This window comes from Duganella sp. FT27W (assembly GCF_009295655.1).
GTDB lineage: Bacteria > Pseudomonadota > Gammaproteobacteria > Burkholderiales > Burkholderiaceae_D > Rugamonas > Rugamonas zoogloeoides.
Window position 1 is genome coordinate 633,833 of the sequence record NZ_WHIV01000004.1, and the last position, 24,994, is coordinate 658,826.

Here is a 24,994-nt window from a genome sequence, read left to right on the forward strand (position 1 = left end):
GGTGCACGTAAAAAAGCCCGCTGCCGTGATCGCCACGGCAGCAGGCCCGGTTACGCCAGTGTTTAGTGCGCTGCGGTAGCGCCTCCGGCTTCGGCCTTGACCTGCTTGCGCAGCTTGGCTACTTCGCCGGCACTTACTGCCGGCGCCTGGTTACCCCAGCTCTGGCGCACGAAGGTGACCAGTTGCGCCGTCTCTTCGTCCGACAGGCGCCAGGCGAAGCCGGGCATGCCAAGGTCCGATGGCGCCGCCTTGGTCGATGGCAGCTTGCTGCCTTCGAGGATCAGGCGGATCAACGAGGTCGCATCGTCGGACAGCACGCTCGGGTTGCCGGCCAGCGCAGGGAACACCTTGCCGTTGGACTTGGCGTCGGTACGGTGGCAGGCGGCGCAGTTGTCGAGGTACAGCTGCGCGCCGCGACCGTCTTCACGCCCGGATTTCAAGGCCAGCGCAGTGGCATTGCTCTCCTTGTAGGTCGCTTTTTCGGCCAGGCCCGGCGACAGCGACTTCAGATAGGCGGCCATGGCCGTCAAATCCTCTTTCGTCATGTGCTGGGTGCTGTGCGACACCACTTCCGCCATAGGCGTACCCACCACGGCCGAGTGATCGTTGCGCGCTTTCGACAGCGTATCGACGATGTCCTGCTCGGTCCAGCGCCCCAGACCGCCAGCCGGATTGCCGCGCAGGTTGACCGCCAGCCAGCCGTCGATCACGGGACCGCCGGACAGGTAGGCCGGGCTCGACTCGTCCTGCGCCAGCTCCTGCATGGTCGATGCACGCGGCGTATGGCAGGCGCCGCAGTGACCGAGGCCCTGCACCAGGTAGGCGCCGCGCGCCAGCATCGCACTCTCGTACTTGTTGAGCACCAGCGGTTCAACCGGCGGCGCATACATCTTACGCCAGATCGCCAGCGGGAAATTCAGCGACAGCGGCCAGCTGATCTCGCTGGACCGGTTGGCGTTCGAGACCGGTTCCACGCCATGCATGAAGTACGCGTACAGCGCGCGCAGGTCGTCGTCACTGATCTTGGCGTACGACGGATACGGCATGGCCGGATACAGCGTAGTACCGTGCGGCGTGATGCCGTGGCGCACCGCGCGGTCGAAATCGTCGAGGCTGTAGTTACCGATGCCGGTCGCCTTGTCGGGCGTGATGTTGGTGCTGTACAGCGCGCCAATCGGCGTCGCCATCGACAGGCCGCCGGCAAACTGCTTGCCATTCGGCGCCGTGTGGCAGGCGATACAGTCGCCGGCGGTGGCGATGTACTTGCCCTGCTCGATCAGTTGCGCGCTTGGCGCCGCCAGGTTGACGGTGCCGGGACCGATGTCCTTGGTCGTGGTCGCCTGGCTGGCGTACAAATATGCACCGCCCACGCCGATCACGCCCAGGCCCAAGGCGGTCAACAATAATTTTTTCACAGTGTTCATGCGCACTCCTTAAGCCTGGACCAGCGGGCCGGGGTTTTTCAGATACAGCTCGCGGATGGCCGTGGCGGCCCAGTACGTCAACGCGCCGACCATGCCGGTCGGGTTGTAGCCGTTGTTTTGCGGGAAGGCGTTGGCGCCCGGCGCAAACACGTTCGACACGTCCCACGACTGCAAATAGCGGTTCAGCGCCGAGGTCTTCGGATCGCTGCCCATGATGGCGCCGCCGCAGGTATGGGTCGATTGGTACTGGGTGATGTTGTAGTGCGTGCCGTCTTTCTTGGCGTCGCCCTTCATCGCTTTCGGGCCCAGCACCTTGCACATGTCGGTGGCTTTTTCCACCAGGTATTGCGACGCCTTGATTTCGTTGTCGTGCCAGTCGAAGGTCATGCGCAGCAGCGGGCGACCGAACGCATCCTTGTAAGTCGGGTCGAGATCGAGGTAGGCATCGTCGTACGACATGCACGAACCCTGCACCTCGTAGTAGAACGAGTGCAGGAACGAATCCTTGACGCCCTTCTTCCAGGCGCTGCCCCAGTTCGGTACACCAGGCTCGGTCTGGATGCCGCGCACGGGGCCGGCGCCGGGCTGGCGCGCCCAGATGATGCCGCCGCCGATGTAACCGGTCTGGGCGCTGTCGTTGCGGTTGCCGTTCAAGTCGTCGAACGTGGCGCCGCCACCGCCGATGCCGATAAAACCGTTGGCGTGCACGGTTTTATCGTAGAACATCACCACGCGATTCAGGTTTTGATACGAATAGTTGCGGCCGACGGTGCCGGTTTTGGTAGCCGGATCGTACGGCTTGCCGATGCCCGAGACCAGCATCATGTGGACGTTGAACAGCGAGAACGCACACAGCAGGACCAGGTCCGCCGGTTGCTCGGTCTCGCGGCCCTGGGCATCGAGGTACGTGACGCCGGTGGCTTTTTTCTTGTCGCCGGTCAGGTTCACTTTCAGCACCTGCGCCAGCGTGCGCATCTCGAAATTCTTGCGGCCTTTCAGGACCGGGAAGATGCAAGCGTTGGGGCTGGCTTTCGAGTAGTTGAGGCAGCCGTAATCGGAGCAGAAGCCGCACGCGTTGCACGGACCCATCTGGCAGCCATACGGGTTGGTGTACACGCCCGAGGCATTCGATGCGGGAATCGGAAACGCGTGGTAGCCCTTTTCCTTGGCGGCCTTGTAAAACCATTCCGCACCGAGGTAGTTGGGGTTGGGGCCCAGCGGATATTCTTTTTTGCGCGAACCTTCGAACGGGTTGCCGCCTTCGCTCAGTTGGCCGTTGATGACGCCGGCCTTGCCGGACGTGCCGCACACGTATTCGAAGTGCTCGAAGTGCGGTTCCAGTTCGTCGTACGTGACCGGAAAATCCTGCACCGTCATATTGGCGGGGATGAATTTCTTGCCGTAGCGCTGCTCGAGGTTGGAGCGCACTTTGAAATCTTCGGGCAAGGCGCGGAAGTGCGCGCCCGACCAGTGCGAGCCGGCGCCACCGACGCCGGTACCGGGCTTGAACGAACCCATCTGGCGATACGGCACGGCGATGTCGTTCACGCTGTGGCGCGCAGTAACGGTTTCCTTGGCCAGCGATTGCAGGTACTTGCGGTGGACCGAGCCTTCGAGCTCATCGACCACGCGCGGGTAGGCGAAATCCGGTTGCGTGTCGCGGTCCGGGCCGCGTTCGAGGATGACGACGGACAAGCCCGCATCCGTGAGTTCCTTGGCCATGATGGCGCCGGTCCAGCCGGCGCCGACGATGACGGCGTCTACTTTATTTTTTACGATGCTCATATTCTTCCTTGTTTATCCGCGACGGCCAGCCAAATCCACCGGTCCAATTGGGTAAGGCTTATCACGGACTTCGACCCAGTCGAGGTAATCCGCGCGCATGCCGGGATAGCCGATCATTTTCCAGGCGCCCATGTTCTTGTTACCGCCATGCTTGGGGTCGGCAAAGTAACCGTTGCGGGTTTCATTGAGCAGGTTGGAGAAGAACAGTTTCGACGACATGTCTTCCCACTTCAGCTCGCCCTTTTCGGCCGCTTTGAGCAGGTCTTCCTGCGCCTTCTTGTCGAGGTCGGCAAATACCTTGCCCGGGTTCTGGCTGGTGACATAGCCATCAAAGGCCTTGATGCCCACGCGCAGGATGTCGCGCAGCGCCAGCTTGCCCTGGTAGCCGAACTCCGGTGCGGCCTTCAGGTACGGGCCCTGCATGTACCAGATGTCGCCGGCCGCGTACGGGGTTTGCATGTGGCGGTCGAGAAATTCGAGCACGCCCGATTCGATGCCGCCGGGGCCGTGTTCGTCGTGCGGAATCAGGCGATCGACCGCCGCACCGAGGAAGCGCCATTCGTTGGCGTTGAAGAACGACGGCTTGTAGTCGTTCGGTTTGCCTTCCGGCGCGATGGCGTCGGCCGCGTGGGCCGGTTGCAGGGCGCGTACGGCGCCGGCAGCACCGGCCACACCCATCGGTATGAACACCATGCTCTTGATCAGACTACGCCGCGACCGCGACTGGTTGTCGTCAGACATTTGCTTTCTCCTTGTGAAATTTCAGGATGCACGCGCGCTGCGCGCTTCCCATCGATAACCGACCCCATAGACGGCTGAAATCGCTTCAGCCAGGCCGGCCTCCTCCAGCTTGCGGCGCAGGTTTTTGACATGCGTATCGATCGTGCGGTCATGCACGATGCGCCGGTCTTCGTACACACCGCCGCGCAAGTCATCGCGTGACAAGGCTTGCCCGGGCGCGTCGCGCAACATTTTCAGCAGGCGGAACTCCACCGGCGTCAGAGGCAGCTCGGTACCATGCAAAAAGGCGCGCACGCCCTGCTCGTCGATCTGCAAGCCTGGCTTGGGACTGCCGGCCGGGCGGCGGCGCAGCACCGCGCGCACGCGGGCCACCACTTCGCGCGGACTGAAAGGCTTGCAGATGTAATCGTCGGCGCCGCCGTCGAGGCCGTCGAGACGGTCCTCCTCCTGCGCGCGCGCGGTCATCATGATGATGGGAATGTCGCTGGACGCGCGCAGCGCGCGGCACAGGGTCAGGCCGTCGATGCCGGGCAACATCCAGTCGAGCAGGATCAAATCGACGTCGCCAGCGGCCACCGTGGCTTGCACCGCCAGGCCGTCGTGCCGGGCCGTCACGCGATAGCCGGCCGCCTGCAAATAGCTGACCAGCAGCCGCGCCAGGCGCAACTCGTCTTCGACCACCAGGATGTGCTGGGCGCTCATGATGCTTGCTCTGCCAACGGCAGCGTGATGGTGATGCACAGGCCGGTCGGTGCGGCATGGCTGGCGCCGATGTCGCCGCCGTGGGCACTGACGATGCTGCGGCAGATCGACAGCCCCAGGCCGCTGCCGCCGGTGGCGCGGGTACGGGCGCTGTCGCCGCGCCAGAAACGCTCGAACAGCATGGTCAGCGCGGCCTCGGAGACGCCGTGGCCGTTGTCGGTGATGGTAAGCACCGCTTGCTGGCGATGGACGTGCAACGCGACGCGCAGTTCGGTAGCTCCCTCGGCATGGCGCAGCGCGTTATTGAACAGGTTGCGCAGCAGTTGGCGCAGGCGGATCGTGTCACCCTCCACGGTCAGGTGCGGCAGCATCCCTGCCTGGACGGTCATGCCGGCGTGCGCCAGCGGCTCGCGCCACTTGTTCAGCTCACTCTCCAACAGGGCGCCGAGGTCGAGCGGCTCGCGCTGGTAGCCGAAGGCACCCACTTCGGAGAGCGTGATCTGGCGCATGTCTTCCACCAGCCGGGTGAGCGTGGCCACCTCGTCTTGCAGCAGCGCCAGGCTGGTGGCGTCGGTCGGTTCCAGGCCGTCTTCCATCGCTTCCAGCTGGGCCTGCAACACGGACAAGGGCGTGCGCAGCTCGTGCGACAGGTCGGCCATGAAGTGGCGGCGCAGCGCCTCGTTGCTCTCGAGGGTGGCAGCCATGATGTTGAAGTTGTGCGCCAGCGTACCGAGCTCGTCGCGCTGGCCGCGCGGTACCCGCACCGCGTAATCGCCGGCCGCCACCTTGGCGGCGGCATGGATCAGGCGCCGCGTGGGCGCCACAAAGCTGCGCGCCAGCAGCAAGGCGGCTAACGCCGCCAGCACCAGCGTGGCAATCCCGATCAGCACGCTGTCGCGCTGCTGCTGCAGCAAAAAGCCCTGCTCCGCCTCTTCCTGCAAGCCGCGCAGCGGCGCGCCGACCAGGGTGGCGACCGGCCTGCCCTCGACCAGCACCGGCTGGTAGCGCAGCGACGGCCCGGTTTGCAGGTTGCCGGCCAGGTGGTTGCCGTCCATGTCGAACAGGCCGAGCCGGCGCGGCGCCTTGTCCGGCACCGCGTAATAGATGGAGCTGCCGCCGGCATCGGCATTGACGCTGGTACGCGGCGCGGTGGCGCGTTCGCGGCCGATGGCGCCGGTGGTGCGCTCCCACGCGGCGCGGTTGCCGCGCATGAACTGCCAGTTGCCGCCGTGTTCCTGGTACGCCTGCGCCAGCTCTTCCGCCATCGCCTCCATGCGCCGCGATTCGACCTCGTTCAGGTAGCCCTGGAAACCGCGTTGGAAACTCCAGCGCGTGCCGAAGCCGACGCCAACTGCCGTCAGCAGGCTGACGATCAACAGCGACAGGAACAGACGAGCGGTGATACCGATTTTAACCATCGGTACATTTAGCCACGCGCAGCAGTGCACAACAAGAGTGCACGGTTGCAGGCTAATGATTCTTCACAGAAACTTCACAATTGTGTGGCAGTTCTTCTACTACGCGATATTTCAAGCTATTTTGATTGACATCAAAAAGGACAATAAATTTTTAGGTAACTGCGGGGATAAAAGCACGCGATTAGCATCGATATACCTCCACGGGCAACCGATATCCGTGCGAGTGGGTACGATTTGGCGTGACAGGAGGAAGAAAGCGAACGGCGGAGGAAGGACGCCGTGGGACGATAAAACCCTGCCATGACTGCCGCTAGACAACTGGCGTCACAACATAAGCAATTGATTTAAAGGGAATTTCTGGTGCGGCTGGCTGGAATCGAACCAGCGACCCTTGGCTTCGGAGGCCAATACTCTATCCACTGAGCTACAGCCGCGCGGGGGGAACCTTGAAGGTGTGCCGTAGGATACCGGTTTTATTGGTCCGCGTCCATCGGCGCGTGTCGTTTTAACCATGTTGAAGTTTCCATGCGCCGATTTTTGAGCCTATAATCGGCCGTTTGATAAAGGTTTTGCAAGGCAGCTCGATCGGTAATTCGGCACGCAACCCGGCACAGACTTCAAGGACATCATGAGCGACGCACACAACGAATCCATCATTAAAACGCCCAAACAACTGGTGGGAGCCGTGGTCGGCTTCTTCCTGGTCACGGTGATCGGCATCATCCTGCTGGTCCAGTATGTCACCACGGACAAGCTCACCGGCGCCGGCTCCAACAGCCAGGCGCCCGAGGAAATCGCCACCCGCATCGCGCCGGTGGCCGACACCGGCTTTACCTTCAAGGATGTGAACGCGCCCAAGGTGCTGCAAGCGGGCGACGCCATCTACAACTCCACCTGCGCGGCCTGCCACGGCGCCGGCGTGGCAGGCGCGCCCAAGGTGGGCGATGCCGGCAGCTGGTCGGCGCGTATCGCGCAAGGCTACGACACCGTCCTCAAGCACGCCATCGAAGGCTTGCGCGCCATGCCCGCCAAGGGTGGCAATCCCGACCTCGACGACGTCGAAGTCGCGCGCGCCGTGGTCTTCATGGCCAACCAGTCAGGCGCCAAGTTCAAGGAGCCGGAAGTGCCAGCCGCCCCGGCGCCGGCTGCAGAAACCCCGGCCGAACCTGCCAAATAAACCTGCCAACGCATAAAAAAACCGGTCCATCGCGACCGGTTTTTTTGCGCCCCGCTTCAACCTCCCACGTCAGGGTCAGTGCCGACATGTAGACACAAGCCCAGCAGCGACAAGGCTCAGTTCGTGTCCGAATGTCGGCACCGACCCCGAAGTTGAAGTTAGCGGCAGAGGCCGTAGGCTTTGCGCTCGGGGAAGTAGCGGTAGGTGAACGTGCGCATCGGGTATTCGGTCAGGGCGATTTCAAACGCTGGCGGCACCACGTCGAAGCGTTCGGGCAGCTTGTCTTTCACGCGCAGGCGCACGCGCCAGATGGTTTCGTCGGCGGTGGCGCCGGCCACCAGCATGTCCGGTACCTTGGGAATGACGTCAACGATCTCGGCGCGCGAGTTGATGGCGCGCTGGTAGAAAGTCACCAGCTCGGCCTTGGCGATCACCGCGCCGCGCGGCGCCGTGACGTTGTAGTCGCGCGAGAGGAAACGGGCGCGCTGGCCGCGCGGTACGAAATAAACGAAAGTGAACTCGGCGCCGCCGCCTTCGAGCGTGACCGGCGGCGTGGTCGCGACGCTGATGCCGCGCGGCAGGTCGAAGCGCGAGCCTTCCTGCCAGTCCTTGCACTCGGGCGTGGCAGCCATGTAGACGTCAACCGGCTTGTAGGAGTCGCCGCAGGCGCTCAGGGCGAGCATGGCGGTCAGGGGGAGTAAGGCACGCATACGCATGGGTTCGGCTTCCGGGGTTGGGACGATGCGGTAGTTTACACGGGACCGTATCGGCGCGCATAAAAAAAGCGGCGTTGTCGCCAACGCCGCTTCGTTCATCGCTTGCTACCGGCTTACCACATGATCACGCGGTCTTTCGGCGCCAGGTACATCTTGTCGCCCGGTTTGACGCCAAAGGCGTCGTAGAAGCCTGGCTGGTTGCGCATCGGGCCGTTGGCGCGGAACTGGCCTGGCGAGTGCGGATCGGTCTTGATCTGCTGGATCTGCGCCGCTTCACGCATCTTCATGCGCCACACTTGCGCAAAGCCCATGTAGAAGCGCTGGTCGCCGGTCAGGCCGTCGATCACCGGGGCTTCCTTGCCGTTCAGCGACAATTTATACGCCTTGTAGGCAATCGCGATGCCGCTGTTGTCGGCGATGTTTTCGCCCAGGGTCAGTTCGCCGTTGACATGGTAGCCGGGCAGCGGGCTGAACTGGTTGTACTGCTCGACCAGCATCTTGGTCTTGGTGGCGAAGTTCTTGTGGTCGGCCTTGGTCCACCAGTCGCGCAGGTTGCCGTCGCCGTCGTACTGGGCGCCCTGGTCGTCGAAGCCGTGGCTGATTTCGTGGCCGATCACGCCGCCGATGGCTCCGTAGTTGACCGCGTCGTCGGCAGCCGCGTCAAAGAACGGCGCTTGCAGGATGGCGGCCGGGAACACGATCTCGTTCATTTCCGGGTTGTAGTAGGCGTTCACGGTTTGCGGCGTCATGCCCCACTCGTCGCGGTCGATCGGCTTGCCCAGCTTGTTGATTTCCTTGTTGTAGTCGAACTCGTGCGAACGGATCACGTTGCCCACCAGGTCGTCTTTCGACACGGTCAGCGCCGAATAGTCGCGCCACTTGTTCGGGTAGCCGATCTTGGTGGTGAACTTGGCCAGCTTGGCTTGCGCCTGCTTCTTGGTGACCGGGCTCATCCAATCGAGGGTGTCGATGCTGGTCTTGTACGACGCCAGCAGGTTGTTGACCAGCGCTTCCATGCGCGCCTTGCGGTCGGCCGGGAATTGCTCGGCCACGTACAGCTTGCCCACTGCTTCGCCCAGCGCGCCCTCGGCGACCGAAACGCCGCGTTTCCAGCGTGGACGCTGCTCGGTCACGCCGCTCAGCACGGTGCCGTAGAAGGCGAAGTTTTCATCGACGAACGACTTGTTCAGGTACGGTGCGAACGCGCGCACGGTCTGCCACTGGAAGTACGCTTTCAGGGTCTCGACCGGGGTCTTGTTCAGCAGCGCGGTCATGCCCTTGAGGTAGCTCGGCTGGCTGACGATCACGTAGTTCACCTTACCGCCGATGCCGGCGTCGGCCAGGTAGGCTTTCCAGTCGTAACCTGGCGCCAGCGTGTTCAGCTTGGCGACTTCGACCTTGTTATAAGCCTTGATCGGATCGCGCAGTTCAACCTTGGTCCATTGCAGCTTGGCCAGTTGTTTTTCGAATTCCACCACGGCGCGTGCGCTTGCTGGTCCGTTGTTGTCGCCGGCCAGAGTCAGCATCTTGGCCATGTGCTGTTCGTACTTGGCCAGGGTGTCGGCCAGCTTTTTGTCGTCCGCTTTCAGGTAGTAGTCGCGGTCCGGCAGGCCCAGGCCATCCTGGTACAGGTCGGCCACGTACTTGGTCGAATCCTTGTTGTCCTGGTGGATGGCGAAGCCGTACGGGGTGCTCACGCCGATCTTGTTGAAGTGCGCGATCAGCGCTGGCAATTGCTTCTTGTCTTTCAGCGCGGCGATGCGGGCGAACTCGCCTTTCAACGGCGCCACGCCCAGCTGCTCGAGCCTGGCTTCATCCATGAAGCTGGCGTAGAAATCGCCAATGCGTTGCGTGTCGCTGCCGGCCGCCTTGTCCTTGGCGTTGGCGGCGTTTTCGATGATGGTGCGCAGTTGCGGCTGGATGTCGTCGCGCAGCTTGGCAAAGCTGCCCCAGCTGGCTTTGTCGGCCGGAATCTCGGTCGTCGCGAGCCACTTGCCGTTCATGTGGGTAAACAGGTCGTCCTGGACGCGCACGGCCGGATCGATGTATTCGACGGCGATGCCGGAGGTCGGCGCTTTGGCTTGCTGGGTGCTGGCAGGAGTCACACTGGTGGTGTTGTCCGCAGCGCCTGCCAGGCCTGCGATCAGGCTCAGCATCAGTGCACTTACGAGATGACGTTTCACGAAAAATCCTTTGAATGAGGAATACAAAAAGGCCAAGAAAGTACTCTTGGCCAGCCATGAAGTTATATATAAAAACACCAACGGTCGCAAGCGGTTTGCGACAGACGGCATCGCCGCAGGGCCAGGCGGCGTATTTCCGGCTTTTTTACCAGATAATCACGCGCTCTTCCGGCGCCACGTACAGCTTGTCGCCAGGCTTGACGCCGAACGCTTCGTAGAAGCCGGGCTGGTTGACCACCGTGCCATTGGCGCGGAATTCGCCGGGCGAATGCGAGTCGGTCTTGATCATCAGGATCTGCTGCGCCTCGCGCGCCTTGGCACGCCAGATCTGCGCCCAGCCCTGGTAGAAGCGCTGCTCGCCCGTAAAGCCGTCGATCACCGGCGCTGGCTTGCCGCCCAGCGACAATTTATACGCCTTATAGGCGATCGCCATGCCGCTGTTGTCGGCGATGTTCTCGCCCAGGGTCAGCGCGCCGTTGACGTGGTAGCCCGGCAGCGGGCTGTAGCCGTTGTACTGCTTGACCAGCGCGTCGGCCTTGGCCTTGAAGTTGGCGCGGTCGGTGGCGGTCCACCAGTCGCGCAGGTTGCCGTCGCCGTCGGCCTGGCTGCCGCCGTCGTCGAAGCCGTGGCTGATTTCATGGCCGATCACGGCGCCAATGGCGCCGTAATTGACGGCATCGTCGGCGTTCACGTCGAAGAACGGCGGCTGCAGGATGGCAGCCGGGAACACGATCTCGTTCATCGTCGAGCTGTAGTAGGCGTTGATGGTTTGCGGCGTCATGCTCCATTCTTCGCGGTCGATCGGCTTGCCGAGCTTATTGACCATGCGCTGGTGACTGAAGCTTGATGCGCGCAACACGTTGCCCACCAGGTCGCCCTTGACGATCACCAGCGACGCGTAGTCGCGCCACTTGCTCGGGTAGCCGATCTTGGGGCGGAACTTGGACAGTTTATCTTGCGCTTCGCGCTTGGTTTCCGGGCCCATCCAGTCGAGGCCGTCGATGCTGGTTTTATACGCGGCCATCAGGTTTTGCACCAGCGCATCCATGCGCGCCTTGCGCTCGGGCGGGAAGTGCTGCGCCACATAGGCCTGGCCCAGTGCCTCGCCCAGCGCGCGTTCGACCAGGCCCACGCCGCGTTTCCAGCGGTCCTGCTTGACGGTCACGCCGGTCAGCGCAGTGCTGTAGAAATCGAAGTCGGCATCGGCAAACGGCTTCGACAGGTAAGGCGATGCACTGCGCAGCAGCTGCCATTCAAAATAGGCTTTCCAGGTCGCCAGGTCGGTTTTTTCCAGGACGGCGGTATAGCCGGTCAGGAAGCTCGGCTGGTTGACGATGGCGTAGTCGGTCTTGCTGCCCACGCCGGCGGACGCCAGCGCGTGGTTCCAGTCGTAGCCTGGCGCCAGCTCGCCCAGCTTGGCAAACGGCACCTTGTTGTAGCGCTTGACCGGGTCGCGGTTTTGCACCTTGGTCCATTGTGCTTCGGCCAGCGCGGTTTCCAGCGCAACGATGGCCTTGGCGCTGGCCTGCGGGCTTTGCGCGCCGGCCAGCTCGAGGATTTTCGCCACGTGGGCTTCGTATTTGACCAGGATGGCGGCCAGCTTGGCGTCGTCCTTTTTCAGGTAGTAGTCGCGGTCCGGCAAGCCCAGGCCGCTTTGCGAAATGCCGACCGCGTACTTGGTCGATTCGCGCGCATCCTGGCGCACATAGACGTTGTACGGCACGGTCACGCCGATCTGGTCCAGGTGGGCGATCAGCATCGGGAAGGCCTTCTTGTCCTTGACGCCGCGAATGCGGTTGAGTTCGCCAGCGAGCGGTTTGACGCCCAGCGTGTCGAGCCTGGCTTCGTCCAAGTAGCTGGCGTAAAGGTCGCCAAGTTTCTGCGCATTGCTGCCAGCCTTGCGGGCCTTGTCATTCTCGGCCGCTTCGATGATGGCGCGCAGCTGCGGCAAGGTGTTTTCCTGCAGCTGGATGAACGAGCCCCAGCGAGCGCGGTCGCCCGGGATCTCGGTATTCCTGACCCAGCCGCCATTCTGGTAGGCATAGAAATCGTCTTGCGGACGCACGCTGGTGTCCATGTTCTTGAGTTCAATACCAGAAGACGTGGCGGCAGGCGCCGGGGTATCGGCAGCGCCGGCAAAGGCGGTGGCCAGGCTCAGTGCCAGAGTGGTCAGCAAATATTTTTTCACTACGTGTCCTTTTAGGTCAAAACGTCCGAAAGCGAACCCGGCAGTTGCATGGTTCATGCAGCGCCGGGTTGCCGCGCGAATATTCTAACGCCACAGGACACGTGTTACCGCTCAGTTACTTTACGATACACAGCGAGCGGGTCAGCCGCCGGGCAGGCTCATGCTGGCGCCGCCGGCACCCACGCCGATGCCCATGCCGCCCTGGCCACCGCCCTTGCGGCCGCCGCCGCGATGTTCGCCGCCGTCGTCGCGGCGCTCGCCACGGCCGGGGCCGGGGCCGCCGCTGTCCTGTACCCGCAGCAGGTGTTCATTGAGTTGCTGGGCGACGATGCCGCGCTGGGTTTCGTCCAGCGCGTCGTTGACGATCAGCCACCATTCGCGCAACTGCTTTTCCTCGCCGGCGGCCGTGATGCTTTCCGCTTCCACGGTGCGGGCGACGTCGCGCAGTTCCACGCCGGGCGTTTGCGCAGCGGTCAGCGCTGCCGCCTGCAGGCGTTCGCGCCGCGACTTGCGCTCGCGCAGCAGGTTGCGGGTGCGGCTCTCGGTTTGCTGCCACAGCGTTTGCTGGTTGGCGTTGAGCTTGAGTTGCTGCTTGAGGTCGGCGGCCAGCGGCAGGAAATCTTCGGCGCGCATGTCCATCACGGGCACGGCAAACGCCGGCGACAACATGGCGCCAAGCGCCAGCGCGGCGGCCAGGCGGCGCAGGGAAAACGGCAAGATAGAACGCATATGGGTAGCTCCAGGGTAAGACATGCGCAGGGCAAAAAAAAGCCTGCGCTTTTTGGGGCGCAGGCAAAAACCACTTCAGGGTAGAGAGAAATACGAGTTCAGTGTAGGCCGCGAAAATCGCGATCCACAAAATTCTTACAAATGCTTACTGCCGTGAACGTATGGGATACACCCAATACAAACCGTCACAATTGCCGTTTCACCAGTTGGGAATTGGGCTACTTTAAATGTCAACGCGACGCGTTGTAAATCGCCGTAAAGTTATAAATGATTTCGGGAGGGCTACTACGTTTGCTGGGAATCAGGTTTATACTCGTTTCAATGCAGGCGCACGCTACTCTCTTTTTTGGGTGAAACATGGGCAAGAAACTAAAGAATTCCGGGTTGATCGGCTTGGGCGTGGTTGCCGGCGTGGCCATGTCGCTGCAGTTCTCTGCGATGGCGCAGAAGCCGGCGGTGCCAGCGCTGCCGCTGGCGGAATTGCGCCAGCTGGCCGATGTCTTCGGCCTGATCAAATCGGACTACGTGGAACCGGTGGAAGACAAGAAGCTGCTGACCGAAGCCATCTCCGGCATGGTGGCCTCGCTCGATCCGCACTCGGCCTACCTGGACAAGAAGGCGTATGCCGAACTGCGCGAAGGCTCGCAAGGCAAGTTCGTCGGCCTGGGCATCGAGATCGGCCCCAGCGAGGACGGCTACATCAAGATCGTCGCGCCGATCGAAGACTCGCCGGCCTGGCGCGCCGGCATCAAGCCGGGCGACCTGATCAGCCGCCTCGACAATACGCCGTTGAAGGGCATGCCGCTCGATGACTCGGTCAAGCTGATGCGTGGCGAGCCGCACTCGAAAGTGGCGCTGACCGTGCTGCGCAAGGGCGAGCAGGAACCGCTGGTGTTCAACCTCACGCGCGAGGAAATCATCCAGAAAAGCGTGAAGGGAAAATTGATCGAACCGGGCTACGCCTGGCTGCGCATTTCGCAGTTCCAGGAGCCGACGGTCGATGACATGGCCGAAAAAATAGCCGAGCTCTACAAGCAAGATCCGCACATCAAGGGCCTGGTGCTGGACTTGCGCAACGACCCCGGCGGCGTACTGCAAGGCGCGATCGGTGTGGCGGCCGCCTTCCTGCCAAAAAACGAGGCGATCGTCTCGACCAACGGCCAACTGGCCGAGCAAAAAACCGTGTATTACGGCCGCCCCGAGTATTACCAGTTGCACGCCGAGACCGATGCACTGGCCAAGCTGCCCGAAGCGCTCAAGCAGGTACCGATGGTGGTGCTGGTTAATACTGGTTCGGCGTCGGCCTCCGAAATCGTCGCGGGCGCCTTGCAGGACTACAAGCGTGCCGAAATCATGGGCACGCAAACCTTCGGCAAGGGCTCGGTGCAAACCATCCGCCAGCTCACTGCCGACACCGCCGTCAAGCTGACCACTGCGCGCTACTATACGCCCAAGGGCCGCTCGATCCAGGCCAAGGGCATTACGCCCGACCTGCTGGTCGATGAATATGCCGACGGCGACGGCGTCAACGCACTGCGCACGCGCGAGGCCGACCTGGCCAAGCACCTGTCCAACGACCGCGAGCAGGAAGGCGCGCAAAGCAAGCGCGACGAACTGGAAGAACAACTGCGCATCATTGCAATGGAAAAGCAGCGCAAGCCGCTCGAATACGGCAGCAGCGACGACTTCCAGCTGGCGCAGGCGCTCAACCGCCTCAAGGGCAAGCCGGTGCAGTTCGCCAAGCCGGAGACCACGGTGGTGCAGGCCAATCTCGGCAAGTAAGGCGCGACATCACTATTTTAGAGCGGCGCTTCGAGCGCCGCTTTTATTTGCGCGTAACGTGCAGCCATTGTGTAGAATTTGCTCCACTATTGGCACTCGCCATTGCCCCATTTGAAAGCTTAATCATGAAACAAGCCGTCATCAGCGGTACCGGTCTTTTTACGCCATTGCAGTCGATTTCCAACGAGGAACTGGTCGAGAGTTTTAATGCCTACGTGGCGCAGTTCAACGCCGACAATGCCGCCGCCATCGAGGCCGGCACCGTCACCGCGCTCGAACCGTCGAGCGTGGCGTTCATCGAAAAGGCATCCGGCATCAAGTCGCGCTTCGTGATGGAAAAGGCCGGCATTCTCGATCCGCAACGCATGGTCTCGCACATTCCCGAACGCGGCGACGACGAACTGTCGTTGCAGGCCGAAATCTGCGTGGCGGCAGCCCACCAGGCGCTCGACCGTGCCGGCCGCACCCCGGCCGACATCGATATGGTGCTGGTCGCCTGCTCCAATATGCAGCGCGGCTACCCGGCCATGGCGGTGGAAGTGCAGGCCGCGCTTGGTATCGACGGCTACGGCTTCGACATGAACGTGGCCTGCTCGTCGGCTACTTTCGGCATCCAGCAGGCGGTGGCGGCCGTGCAAAGCGGCCAGGCCCGCGCGGTGCTGGTCCTGAACCCGGAAATCACCAGCGGCCACCTGAACTGGCGCGACCGCGACAGCCATTTCATCTTTGGCGATGCCTGCACCGCCGTGGTAGTGGAACTGGCCGAGAACGCCAAGGGCGCACACCGCTGGGAAATCCTCGATACCAAGCTGAAAACCAGCTTCTCCAACAATATCCGCAACAACTTCGGTTTCCTCAACCGTTTTGACGAAGCGGGCGTGGGCCAGCCGGACAAGCTGTTCCGCCAGCAAGGCCGCAAGGTATTCAAGGACGTGTGCCCGATGGCCGCCGAAATGATCAAGGACACCATCGCCCATGCCGGCCTGCAGGTATCCGACGTCAGCCGCTACTGGCTGCACCAGGCCAACCTCAACATGAACCTGTTAATCAGCCGCATGGTGCTGGGCCGCGATGCCGAGCCGGGCGAAGCGCCGGTCATCCTCGACAGCTACGCCAATACCTCGTCGGCCGGATCGGTAATTGCCTTCCATAAACATTCGGACGACATGGCCGCGGGACAGTTGGGCGTGCTGTGCTCGTTTGGCGCCGGGTATTCGATCGGTTGCGTGGTGTTGCGAAAAATTTAATGAACCGACAGCCGTGCTATTCCCTGTTGTCCGGGGATGGCAGAAGTTCCAACTAATTGGCTGGTGGTTTGCATTTTTTGACAGCAATTGCCGTGTGATGTGCTACTCTTGGGTTGTTTTCTAACAATCTTCCAGAGGAGTCCCCCCCGCATGCCCCACAACATCAGTCTGATTACCACCATTGCCGCCGCACTTGGATTCGGTCTTGTCCTTGGTTATATAGCAACGCGCTTGCGATTACCGGCGCTGGTGGGGTATCTCGCTGCGGGCATCATGTTGGGACCGGCAACACCTGGTTTTGTCGCCGATGCCGCGCTGGCTGCCCAGTTGGCCGAGATTGGCGTGATGCTGATGATGTTCGGCGTGGGTCTGCACTTCTCGCTTGACGACTTGTGGGCGGTACGCAAGGTGGCGCTGCCCGGCGCCGTGCTGCAAATCGCGGTGGCTACCGGCATGGGCATGGGGCTGGCGCACTGGTGGGGCTGGAGCATCGGTGGCGGCCTGGTCTTCGGGCTGGCATTGTCGGTGGCCAGTACCGTGGTGCTGCTGCGCGCGCTCGAGGAGCGCGGCATCCTCGACAGTTTCAACGGCCGCATCGCGGTCGGCTGGCTGGTGGTCGAAGACCTGGTGACCGTCATGGTGCTGGTGCTGCTGCCGGCCGTGGCCGGCTCCCTCGGCGGCACCACCATGGACGCCCACGGCGTGGCGATTCCCGCCGGCGAAGTCGATCTGTGGAGCACGCTCACCATCACCCTGGGCAAGGTTGCCGCGTTTATCGCACTGATGCTGGTCGTCGGCCGCAAGCTGTTCCCCTGGATCCTGTGGCAAGTGGCGCGCACCGGTTCGCGCGAGCTGTTCACGCTGTGCGTGATCGCCGCTGCCGTCGGTATCGCCTACGGTTCCACCCATTTCTTCGGCGTGTCGTTCGCACTGGGCGCGTTCTTCGCCGGCATGGTGCTGCGCGAATCGGAACTGGCGCACCGCGCCGCGCAAGAGTCGCTGCCGCTGCGCGACGCGTTTGCCGTGCTGTTCTTCGTCTCGGTGGGCATGCTGTTCGAGCCGGCCATCGTCACCGAACAGCCGCTCAAGTTGCTGGCGGTCGTGGCGATTATCGTGTTCGGCAAGTCGGTGGCAGCGTTCCTGCTGGTGGTGCTGCTGCGTTACCCGGCCAAGACGGCGCTGATGGTCTCGGCCAGCCTGGCGCAGATCGGCGAATTCTCGTTCATCCTGGCCGCGCTGGGCATGTCGCTGGGCCTGATGCCGGCCGAGGGCCAGAGCCTGATCCTGGCAGGCGCCATCATCTCGATCGCGCTGAACCCGGTCGTCTTCAGCGTGACAAAACCGCTGGAGCGCTGGCTCACCCGCGACGGTTCGGTGATTTCCAACTTCGAGCGCGCAGCCGATCCGCTGGCCGAACTGCCGATGTCGGTGCCGCACGAACATCTCGACGGCCAGGTGGTGCTGGTCGGTTACGGCCGCGTGGGCCGCCGCATTGCCGAGGTGCTGCTCAAGCACAGCATCCCGTTCGTGGTGGCCGAGCAAAACCGCGAAGTGGTCGATCAACTGCGCCGCAAGGGCATCCACGCGGTGGCCGGCAATGCCGGCGAGCCGGCGGTGCTGATCCAGGCCCACGTGGCCCGCGCCAGCATGCTGGTGATCGCCACGCCCGACACCTTCCACGTGCGCGCCATGGTGGAAACCGCGCGCCTGCTCAACCCGAACATCAAGACCGTGGTGCGCACGCACAGCGACGAGGAAGCGGAATTGCTGCGCAGCGAGTTGCCGGCCAAGATCTTCATGGGCGAGGAAGAGCTGGCCAACGGCATGACCGATTTCGTGATCAAGAATTTCGAGCGCAAGGAAGGTGGCGGGCACTAACAGTGCCAGCTAAGAACCTATCCCGGTAGGGAGGGGGCAGCGGATTGCGATGCCTCGGTAGCGGGGGCAAGGCGCGAGGAAGAAGCATGGCGGGCCATGCGATGACGAGCAACGCTGGCCCCGCTGCAGAGGCGCGCAAGCAGCGCCTCATTCTCTACCGGGATAGGTTCTAAAGCCGCGCGGCCAGCTCGGCTCCTTCCCTGATGGCCCGCTTGGCGTCGAGTTCCGACGCCAGCGCGGCGCCGCCGATCCGGTGGAAGCGCGGGTCCGCTTCTGCCGGCATCAACTCCGCCAGGCTCTCCTGCCCGGCGCAAATCACCACGTTATCGACTGCCAGCAGCCGCTGCTCGCCACCGACCGTAATATGCAAGCCGTGGTCGTCGATGCGGTCGTATTGCACGCCCGCCAGCATCACCACGCCATGTCTCGCCAGCACCGCGCGGTGCACCCAGCCCGAGGTCTTGCCCAGTCCCGCGCCCGGCTTCGACAGCTTGCGCTGCAGCAGGTATAACTGGCGGAGCGGCTGCGGCTGCGCCGGCGCTACCAGGCCGCCGCGGGCGTCGCCATGCAGGTCCACGCCCCATTCGCCGGCCCAGGCGTCCACCGGCTGCGGCAGCGGGTGGGCAGGATCGTGCAGCAGAAATTCGCCCATGTCGAAGCCGATGCCGCCCGCGCCGATGATCGCCACCCGCTTGCCCACTGGCGCCTTGTCGCGCAGCACGTCCAGGTACGACAGCACCTTCGGGTGATCGATACCGGCGATGGCCGGCAGCCGTACTTTGACGCCTGTCGCCACCACTATGTCGTCGTAGCCGTCGGCCAGCAATTGCTCGCGCGTGGCGCGCACACCGAGTTTCACCGTCACACCCTGCAGCGCCAACTGGCGCCCGAAATAACGGATGGTTTCCGAAAATTCTTCCTTGCCCGGGATCTGCATGGCAATGCGGAACTGGCCGCCGATGGCATTGCCCGCCTCGAACAGGGTCACATGGTGGCCGCGCTGCGCCGCCACTGTTGCGGCCGACAAACCGGCCGGGCCCGCCCCCACCACGGCGATGCGGCGCGCGTGCGCAGCCGGTGCATACACCAGTTCGGTCTCGTGACACGCGCGCGGGTTGACCAGGCAACTGGCGCGCTGGTTGGCGAACGTATGGTCGAGACACGCCTGGTTGCAGCCGATGCAGGTATTGATGTCGTCGGCGCGGCCCGAAGCCGCCTTGTTGACGAAGTCGGCATCGGCCAGGAACGGCCGCGCCATCGAGACCAGGTCGGCGTCGCCGCGCGCCAGGATGCTTTCTGCTTCGGCCGGCATATTGATGCGGTTCGACGCCACCACCGGAATGGTGACAGCCTGGCGCAGCCGCCCGGCCAGGCCGGCAAACGCGGCGCGCGGCACCGACGTCACGATGGTGGGCACGCGCGCCTCATGCCAGCCGTAGCCGCTGTTGAGGATATTCACGCCCGCACCCTGCAATGCCTGGGCAACTGTCACCACCTCGTCCCAGGTATTGCCCCCTTCCACCAGATCGAGCAGCGAGTGGCGGTACATGATGATGAAGTCCGTGCCGACAGTGGCGCGCACCCGGCGCACGATCTCCACCGGCAGGCGCATGCGGTGTTCAATGGGGCCGCCCCAGCGGTCGGTGCGCAGGTTGGCGCGCGCGCACAGGAACTGGTTGAGCAAATAACCTTCGCTGCCCATGATTTCCACGCCGTCGTAGCCGGCAGCCTTCGCCAGCCGGGCACAGCGCGCATAGTCGCGGATGGTGGCTTCAATGCCGGCCTCGGTCAGCGCGCGCGGCTTGAACGGCGAGATCGGCGATTTTTTGGCCGATGCCGACACCACCAGCGGCTGGTAGCCATAACGGCCGGCATGCAGGATCTGCAACAGGATCTTGCCGCCCTCTTCGTGCACGGCGCTGGTGACCTTGCGGTGGTTGAAGATGTCGCCGCGCCAGTTCAGGGTCCCTCCAAAGGGCAGCAGCCAGCCTGCGCGGTTGGGAGAGATGCCACCGGTAACGATCAAACCGACTCCGCCGCGCGCACGTTCGCGATAGAATGCGGCAAGTTTGCCGTAGTGATAAAAGCGGTCTTCGAGCCCGGTATGCATCGAGCCCATGATCACGCGGTTCTTCAGGGTCGTAAAACCGAGGTCGAGTGGCGCGAGCAAATGCGGGTGGTGGAGGGATGCCATGCCGTGTGTGAGCGCCCTGTGATAAATACTGGAGGGTTACGGTTAGGTAACGGGAGAGTGTTGCCCTTGTATTCTGCCACCCTTTCCCGTAGGCTGGAAAAATGATGCGATTCCTTCTGTTACTGTTGTTAGGTGTCACCGCCCCGCTGGCCATGGCGCAAACACCGAAGCCGGACACGTCCCGGCTGGAGGTGTCGGTCAACCGGGCGGAGGTGGACGGCCAGCATATGTACGAACTTGACGCCAGCGGCGTCGTGGCCGCGCCGTTGCCGCGCGTGTGGCGCATCCTCACCAACTACGAACGCATGACCGAATTCGTGCCCGACCTGGAGTCGTGCAAGGTGCTATCGCGCAATGGCAATGAGGTCATGATCGAGCAATTCGGCGTGGCCCGGCTGCTGTTCATGACGCGGCCGATCCACCTGATCGTGCGCGCCACCGAGCAGCCGATGTCGGCCATCGACATTGCCCTGGTGTCGGGCGACATGAAACACTACGAGGCGCGCTGGGAACTGATCCCCGTGCCCGAGACCGGCGGCACCAAGGTGGTGTACAAGGGCCGCATGATGCCCAATTTCTATGTGCCCAGCCTGTTCGGCTCGAAGATGATACGGTCGGACGTCGAGCACATGATGCGCGCCGTGCTCACCCGCCTGGACCGCCGCGAGGACCGCCAGCCGAGCGTCAATTCCATCCTGATCCCGCCGGCGGCCCCGGCCAGATAATCAGGACAGGCGGGTATCGCGGTCGCGCAGCTCGGCAAAGTTTTCCAGGCTGCCCAGCTTGATCATTACCGGGTTCAGGCTGGCGTGCTGCATGGCGCGCCAGGCGAACAGCCACTCCTGTTCCTGCGCCTCGGCTGCCGTCTTGGTGAAGGCGGCGCCCAGCGCGGCGCGCACGCCGTATTCCACCACGCCATCGATGCCGGCCCAGTTGGGCAAGGTGCGCTGTACCGCGCGATGCAGGCGCTCGCCGAATTCTTCGCTGTTGTGGATCACCAGGCAGCTGTCGGCGGAAAACAGGTCGAACAGCTTGCGGTCCCACACTTGCGAAAAGCTCAGGGCCAGGCACGGCGGCGCCGCGCGCAGGATGAACTGGCCCTGGGTCAGCGCCAGTTCCAGGTCTTCGCGCACGCCGTAGCGGTACAAGGTCGGAGGGCGTTGGTAGTCATGCATACAAAACTCGATTCTAATCAGGTTGTTTGGTTGGCGGACGGCGCACGTGACGCAGCGCGCGCATCGCGGCCGAGGCGATAAAGATTTCGCGCAGCAGGTAGCAGAAACTGCCGATCAGGCAGAACACGGAAAACACGAACATGCCGGCAATGTATTTTTCCAGCGCGATGTCGGTGATATCGCTGAAGAACAGCATGGCAATCACCAGGCAGACCATCAGGCCGCAGGCGGTTGACAGGGCAATCGAATAATTGATCAGGTGCGAGCGCCGGTACATCACGTCGAGCTCGTTGATATACATGTCGCTGTAAGCGATATCGAGACGGTCCTCGAGCACGCGCGAGCGGTCGATGATGCGCGCCAGGCGGTTGGTGAGCACGATCAGGTTGGTGCACACGCCGGACAACAGGAACACCGGCGCAATGGCCAGCTGGATGAGGTGGCCGATATCGCCGAGCTGAATATTCATAAATGACGGTACGCTGAAAATAATACTGGGCCTCTTCGGGCGGTCCTTGCTGGGAGTTGCTAGTGTAGCAGCCCGGCACCGCGCCGGGCCAACTTTAGCGCGCTAATCAAAAGCCCGCAGGCGCCAGAACTGCTCGGTTGCGGCCACCAGCGCGCGCGAGATGCCTTGCTCCATGGCGCCATGGCCGGCATCCGGGATCATGCGCATCACCGATCCCGGCCACGCCTGCTGCAAGCGCCACGCCGACAGCGGCGGGCAGATCACGTCGTAGCGGCCCTGCACGATCACGGCCGGCAAATGGGCAATGCGGTCGATATTGCGCACCAGCTGGTCGTCGCTGAAAAAGCCGAGATGGGCCATGTAATGCGATTCGAGCCGGCCCACGCCCAGGTCGAGCGCGTCGCACGGCGCGTCCTCGGGCTGCGGCAGCAGGAACACGCGACGGCCCTCGAAGCGGCTCCAGGCGCGCACGGCCGGCCAATGCACGGCCGGATCGTCGCTCATGATGCGGCGCACGTAGGCGCCCAGCAGGTCGCCACGCTCGGCTTGCGGGATCGGCGCCACGAATTCTTCGTACAGCTCCGGGTAAAACCATTGCACGCCGTGCAGGAACCAGTCGATTTCGGGCTGGGTGCACAGGAAAATTCCGCGCAAGACAAACCCGAGGCAGCGCTCGGGATGGGCTTCGCCGTAAGCGAGCGCCAGCGTGGAACCCCACGAGCCGCCGAACACCAGCCACTGGTCGATCTCGAACTGGCGGCGCAGCCGCTCGATGTCGTCGATCAGCAATTGCGTGGTGTTGTTGCGGCATTCGCCGACCGGCAGCGACTTGCCGGCGCCGCGCTGGTCGAACAGGATCACGCGGTAGCGCTCGGGGTCGAAAAAGCGCCGGTGCTGCGGCGACAGGCCGGCGCCGGGGCCGCCGTGCAGGAAGATCACCGGGATGCCGCTCGGGTTGCCGACTTCTTCCCAATAAATGGTGTGGATCTCGTCCACGGCCAGCATGCCGTGGCGGGTGGGTTCGATGGGCGGGAACAGCGGGGAATGGGGGTCGAACATGGCAATCCTTCAGGCGACGATAGCGGATTGTACGTAAAAAAAGCCGGGATCGCGAACGATCCCGGCTCGTCTTGTCGTCACGCCGGCAGGCGATCAGGACATGTGCTGGCCGCCGTTGATGGCGATGTTGGCGCCGGTAACGAAAGCAGCTTCATCGGACGACAGGTAGGCTACCAGGCCTGCCACTTCTTCCGGTTTGCCCAAGCGGCCCATCGGGATTTGCGGGACGATCTTGGTTTCCAGGACTTCGGTCGGGATTTCCATGACCATCTTGGTGCCGATATAGCCTGGCGAGATGGTGTTGACGGTGACGCCCTTGCGCGCCACTTCCAACGCCAGCGCCTTGGTAAAGCCATGCATGCCGGCCTTGGCAGCCGAATAGTTGGTCTGGCCGAAGGCGCCCTTCTGGCCGTTGACCGACGAGATATTGATGATGCGGCCCCAGCCGCGTTCCACCATGCCGTCGCACACCGGCTTGGTCATATTGAACACGGAGTCCAGGTTGGTGGCCATGACGGCGTCCCAGTTCGGCTTGTCCATCTTCTTGAAGGTCATGTCGCGGGTGATGCCGGCGTTGTTGACCAGCACGTCGATCGGACCGATTTCCTTCTCGATGGCGGCGATGCATGCCTGGGCCGAATCGTAGTCGGCCACATCGCATGGATAGGCGCGGAAGTTGAAGCCCTGGTCGCGGGTGGTCGCCAGCCATTGCTCGACCTTGGCGTTACCGGGCGAATACGTGGTGACCACGCAATAACCAAGCGCCGACAACTTGAAACACACCGCTTCGCCCAAACCGCCCATACCGCCAGTAACCAATGCAACTCGTGCCATGTTTTGTCCCCTCGTTAAGTGACTTGAAAAACAGACCGCCGCGCACGGCGGACGGTCCGGGTCTATCGTTTTATTGTCGTTACGCGCGTTCGATGGCCAGCGCCACGCCCATGCCGCCGCCGATGCACAGCGACGCCAGGCCCTTCTTGGCATCGCGACGGATCATTTCGTGGATCAGGGTGACCAGGATGCGCGCGCCGGACGCGCCGATCGGGTGGCCGATGGCGATGGCGCCGCCATTGACGTTGATCTTGCTGGTATCCCAGCCCATTTCCTTGTTGACGGCCACGGCCTGGGCAGCAAACGCTTCGTTAATTTCCAGCAGGTCGAGGTCGTCCGGGGTCCAGCCGGCCTTTTTCAGGCACAGGCGGGTGGCGCTAACCGGGCCCATGCCCATGAAGGCCGGATCCAGGCCAGACGAGGCATAAGCCTTGATCTTGGCCAGCACCGGCAAGCCCAGTTCTTTCGCTTGCGTGGCGGACATCATGATCACGGCGGCGGCGCCGTCGTTCAGGCCAGAGGCGTTGCCGGCGGTAACAGTGCCTTCCTTGTTGAAGGCGGGACGCAGGCCGGCCAGGCCTTCCAGCGTCGAACCTGGCTTGATGTATTCGTCGGTGTCGAAGACGATGCTGCCTTTTTTCTGGACGATTTCCAGCGGCAGGATTTCATCCTTGAATTTGCCTTCTTTTTGAGCAGCTTCGGCTTTCAGCTGCGATTGCAGCGCGAACTCGTCCTGCTCGGCGCGCGAAATCTCGTATTTCTTGGCGACGTTTTCGGCAGTAACGCCCATGTGGTACTGGTTGTACACGTCCCACAGGCCATCGACGATCATGGTGTCGACCATCTTGATGTCGCCCATGCGGAAGCCGTCGCGCGAACCCGGCATGGCATGCGGCGAGGCGCTCATGTTTTCCTGGCCGCCGGCGATGACGATTTGTGCGTCGCCGCATTTAATGGCCTGGGCTGCCAGGTGGGTGGCTTTCAAACCGCTGCCGCACACGTGGTTGATGGTAAAACCCGGGATGGTGTTGGGCAGGCCCGACTTGATGACGGCCTGGCGCGCCGGGTTCTGGCCGACGCCGGCGGTGAGTACCTGGCCCAGGATCGCTTCGCTGACCAGGTTGGGATCGATGCCGGTCTTGGCCAGCAAACCCTTGATGACGTGTGCGCCCAGTTCGGACGCCGGAGTCTTGGCGAGCGCGCCGCCGAATTTGCCCACACCAGTACGGCCAGCGGCCACGATTACTACATCATCCATGTGATTCTCCAAAGCGCCGGCACAAAGCCGGCATG

20 protein-coding genes and 1 tRNA gene are annotated in these 24,994 nt (G+C 62.9%); 5 read left to right on the forward strand and 16 right to left on the reverse strand.

The window, feature by feature from the left end; translation table 11 throughout:
- Positions 1 to 62: 62 nt before the first annotated feature.
- The 6 genes from F8197_RS19970 to F8197_RS19995 form a co-directional block, all read right to left on the reverse strand.
- Positions 63 to 1,424, reverse strand: a complete 1,362-nt coding sequence (locus F8197_RS19970; RefSeq protein ID WP_152883307.1) for a cytochrome c — start codon at positions 1,422 to 1,424, stop codon at positions 63 to 65.
- Positions 1,425 to 1,433: 9 nt separating this feature from the next.
- On the reverse strand, positions 1,434 to 3,209 hold the full coding sequence (locus tag F8197_RS19975; protein ID WP_152883308.1) for a GMC family oxidoreductase: 1,776 nt from the start codon (positions 3,207 to 3,209) through the stop codon (positions 1,434 to 1,436).
- 12 nt (positions 3,210 to 3,221) lie between these two features.
- Positions 3,222 to 3,950: a gluconate 2-dehydrogenase subunit 3 family protein gene (locus F8197_RS19980; protein WP_019923947.1), complete on the reverse strand. Its 729-nt coding sequence runs from the start codon at positions 3,948 to 3,950 to the stop codon at positions 3,222 to 3,224.
- 21 nt (positions 3,951 to 3,971) lie between these two features.
- Positions 3,972 to 4,652: a response regulator gene (locus tag F8197_RS19985; protein ID WP_152883309.1), complete on the reverse strand. Its 681-nt coding sequence runs from the start codon at positions 4,650 to 4,652 to the stop codon at positions 3,972 to 3,974.
- The gene (locus F8197_RS19990) at positions 4,649 to 6,070 is read right to left on the reverse strand and encodes an ATP-binding protein (protein ID WP_152883310.1); all 1,422 of its coding nucleotides are present in this window, start codon (positions 6,068 to 6,070) and stop codon (positions 4,649 to 4,651) included. The genes F8197_RS19985 and F8197_RS19990 overlap by 4 nt, the downstream gene beginning before the upstream one ends.
- 358 nt (positions 6,071 to 6,428) lie before the next feature.
- A tRNA-Arg gene (locus F8197_RS19995) sits at positions 6,429 to 6,504 on the reverse strand.
- Positions 6,505 to 6,698: 194 nt separating this feature from the next.
- Between F8197_RS19995 and F8197_RS20000 the strand changes: the two genes are divergently transcribed.
- Positions 6,699 to 7,247, forward strand: coding sequence for a cytochrome c5 family protein (locus F8197_RS20000; protein WP_152883311.1), 549 nt, complete (start codon positions 6,699 to 6,701; stop codon positions 7,245 to 7,247).
- Between the two features lie 158 nt (positions 7,248 to 7,405).
- Here the strand turns inward: F8197_RS20000 and F8197_RS20005 are convergent, their stop codons facing one another.
- From F8197_RS20005 to F8197_RS20020, 4 genes are all read right to left on the reverse strand, one after another.
- Positions 7,406 to 7,957: a hypothetical protein gene (locus tag F8197_RS20005; RefSeq protein ID WP_227012331.1), complete on the reverse strand. Its 552-nt coding sequence runs from the start codon at positions 7,955 to 7,957 to the stop codon at positions 7,406 to 7,408.
- A gap of 119 nt (positions 7,958 to 8,076) precedes the next feature.
- Positions 8,077 to 10,119 carry a M13 family metallopeptidase gene (locus F8197_RS20010; protein ID WP_152883633.1) on the reverse strand — a complete coding sequence of 681 codons (2,043 nt, stop codon included), beginning with the start codon at positions 10,117 to 10,119 and terminating at the stop codon, positions 8,077 to 8,079.
- Between the two features lie 172 nt (positions 10,120 to 10,291).
- Entirely contained in the window at positions 10,292 to 12,334 is a 2,043-nt protein-coding gene (locus F8197_RS20015; RefSeq protein WP_373996917.1) for a M13 family metallopeptidase, read from the reverse strand.
- A 141-nt stretch (positions 12,335 to 12,475) separates the two neighbouring features.
- A complete protein-coding gene (locus tag F8197_RS20020) occupies positions 12,476 to 13,063 on the reverse strand; it encodes a hypothetical protein (protein ID WP_152883312.1) in 588 nt (195 codons plus the stop codon).
- Between the two features lie 357 nt (positions 13,064 to 13,420).
- Between F8197_RS20020 and F8197_RS20025 the strand changes: the two genes are divergently transcribed.
- The 3 genes from F8197_RS20025 (at position 13,421) to ybaL (ending at position 17,970) form a co-directional block, all read left to right on the forward strand.
- On the forward strand, positions 13,421 to 14,845 hold the full coding sequence (locus tag F8197_RS20025) for a S41 family peptidase (protein WP_056142464.1): 1,425 nt from the start codon (positions 13,421 to 13,423) through the stop codon (positions 14,843 to 14,845).
- A gap of 125 nt (positions 14,846 to 14,970) precedes the next feature.
- Positions 14,971 to 16,092, forward strand: coding sequence for a beta-ketoacyl-ACP synthase III (locus tag F8197_RS20030; protein ID WP_152883313.1), 1,122 nt, complete (start codon positions 14,971 to 14,973; stop codon positions 16,090 to 16,092).
- 150 nt (positions 16,093 to 16,242) lie between these two features.
- Positions 16,243 to 17,970, forward strand: a complete 1,728-nt coding sequence (ybaL, locus tag F8197_RS20035; RefSeq protein ID WP_056142469.1) for a YbaL family putative K(+) efflux transporter — start codon at positions 16,243 to 16,245, stop codon at positions 17,968 to 17,970.
- 169 nt (positions 17,971 to 18,139) lie between these two features.
- Here ybaL and F8197_RS20040 read toward each other — a convergent pair whose 3' ends face one another.
- Positions 18,140 to 20,164 carry an NADPH-dependent 2,4-dienoyl-CoA reductase gene (locus F8197_RS20040; protein WP_152883314.1) on the reverse strand — a complete coding sequence of 675 codons (2,025 nt, stop codon included), beginning with the start codon at positions 20,162 to 20,164 and terminating at the stop codon, positions 18,140 to 18,142.
- Between the two features lie 104 nt (positions 20,165 to 20,268).
- On the opposite strand from F8197_RS20040, the gene F8197_RS20045 reads away from it, so the two are divergent.
- The gene (locus tag F8197_RS20045; RefSeq protein ID WP_193333490.1) at positions 20,269 to 20,889 is read left to right on the forward strand and encodes an SRPBCC family protein; all 621 of its coding nucleotides are present in this window, start codon (positions 20,269 to 20,271) and stop codon (positions 20,887 to 20,889) included.
- On the opposite strand, the gene F8197_RS20050 is transcribed toward F8197_RS20045, so the two are convergent.
- From F8197_RS20050 to F8197_RS20070, 5 genes are all read right to left on the reverse strand, one after another.
- The gene (locus tag F8197_RS20050; RefSeq protein ID WP_026637657.1) at positions 20,890 to 21,339 is read right to left on the reverse strand and encodes a hypothetical protein; all 450 of its coding nucleotides are present in this window, start codon (positions 21,337 to 21,339) and stop codon (positions 20,890 to 20,892) included. It abuts the gene before it with no gap.
- 13 nt (positions 21,340 to 21,352) lie between these two features.
- Complete coding sequence (locus tag F8197_RS20055) at positions 21,353 to 21,808, reverse strand: DUF2721 domain-containing protein (RefSeq protein ID WP_019923961.1); 456 nt, start codon at positions 21,806 to 21,808, stop codon at positions 21,353 to 21,355.
- 102 nt (positions 21,809 to 21,910) lie between these two features.
- Positions 21,911 to 22,867, reverse strand: a complete 957-nt coding sequence (pip, locus tag F8197_RS20060; protein WP_152883315.1) for a prolyl aminopeptidase — start codon at positions 22,865 to 22,867, stop codon at positions 21,911 to 21,913.
- Positions 22,868 to 22,960: 93 nt separating this feature from the next.
- Positions 22,961 to 23,701: an acetoacetyl-CoA reductase gene (gene phbB / locus F8197_RS20065; RefSeq protein ID WP_026637658.1), complete on the reverse strand. Its 741-nt coding sequence runs from the start codon at positions 23,699 to 23,701 to the stop codon at positions 22,961 to 22,963.
- A gap of 79 nt (positions 23,702 to 23,780) precedes the next feature.
- Positions 23,781 to 24,959 carry an acetyl-CoA C-acetyltransferase gene (locus F8197_RS20070; protein ID WP_056142479.1) on the reverse strand — a complete coding sequence of 393 codons (1,179 nt, stop codon included), beginning with the start codon at positions 24,957 to 24,959 and terminating at the stop codon, positions 23,781 to 23,783.
- Positions 24,960 to 24,994: the final 35 nt, after the last annotated feature.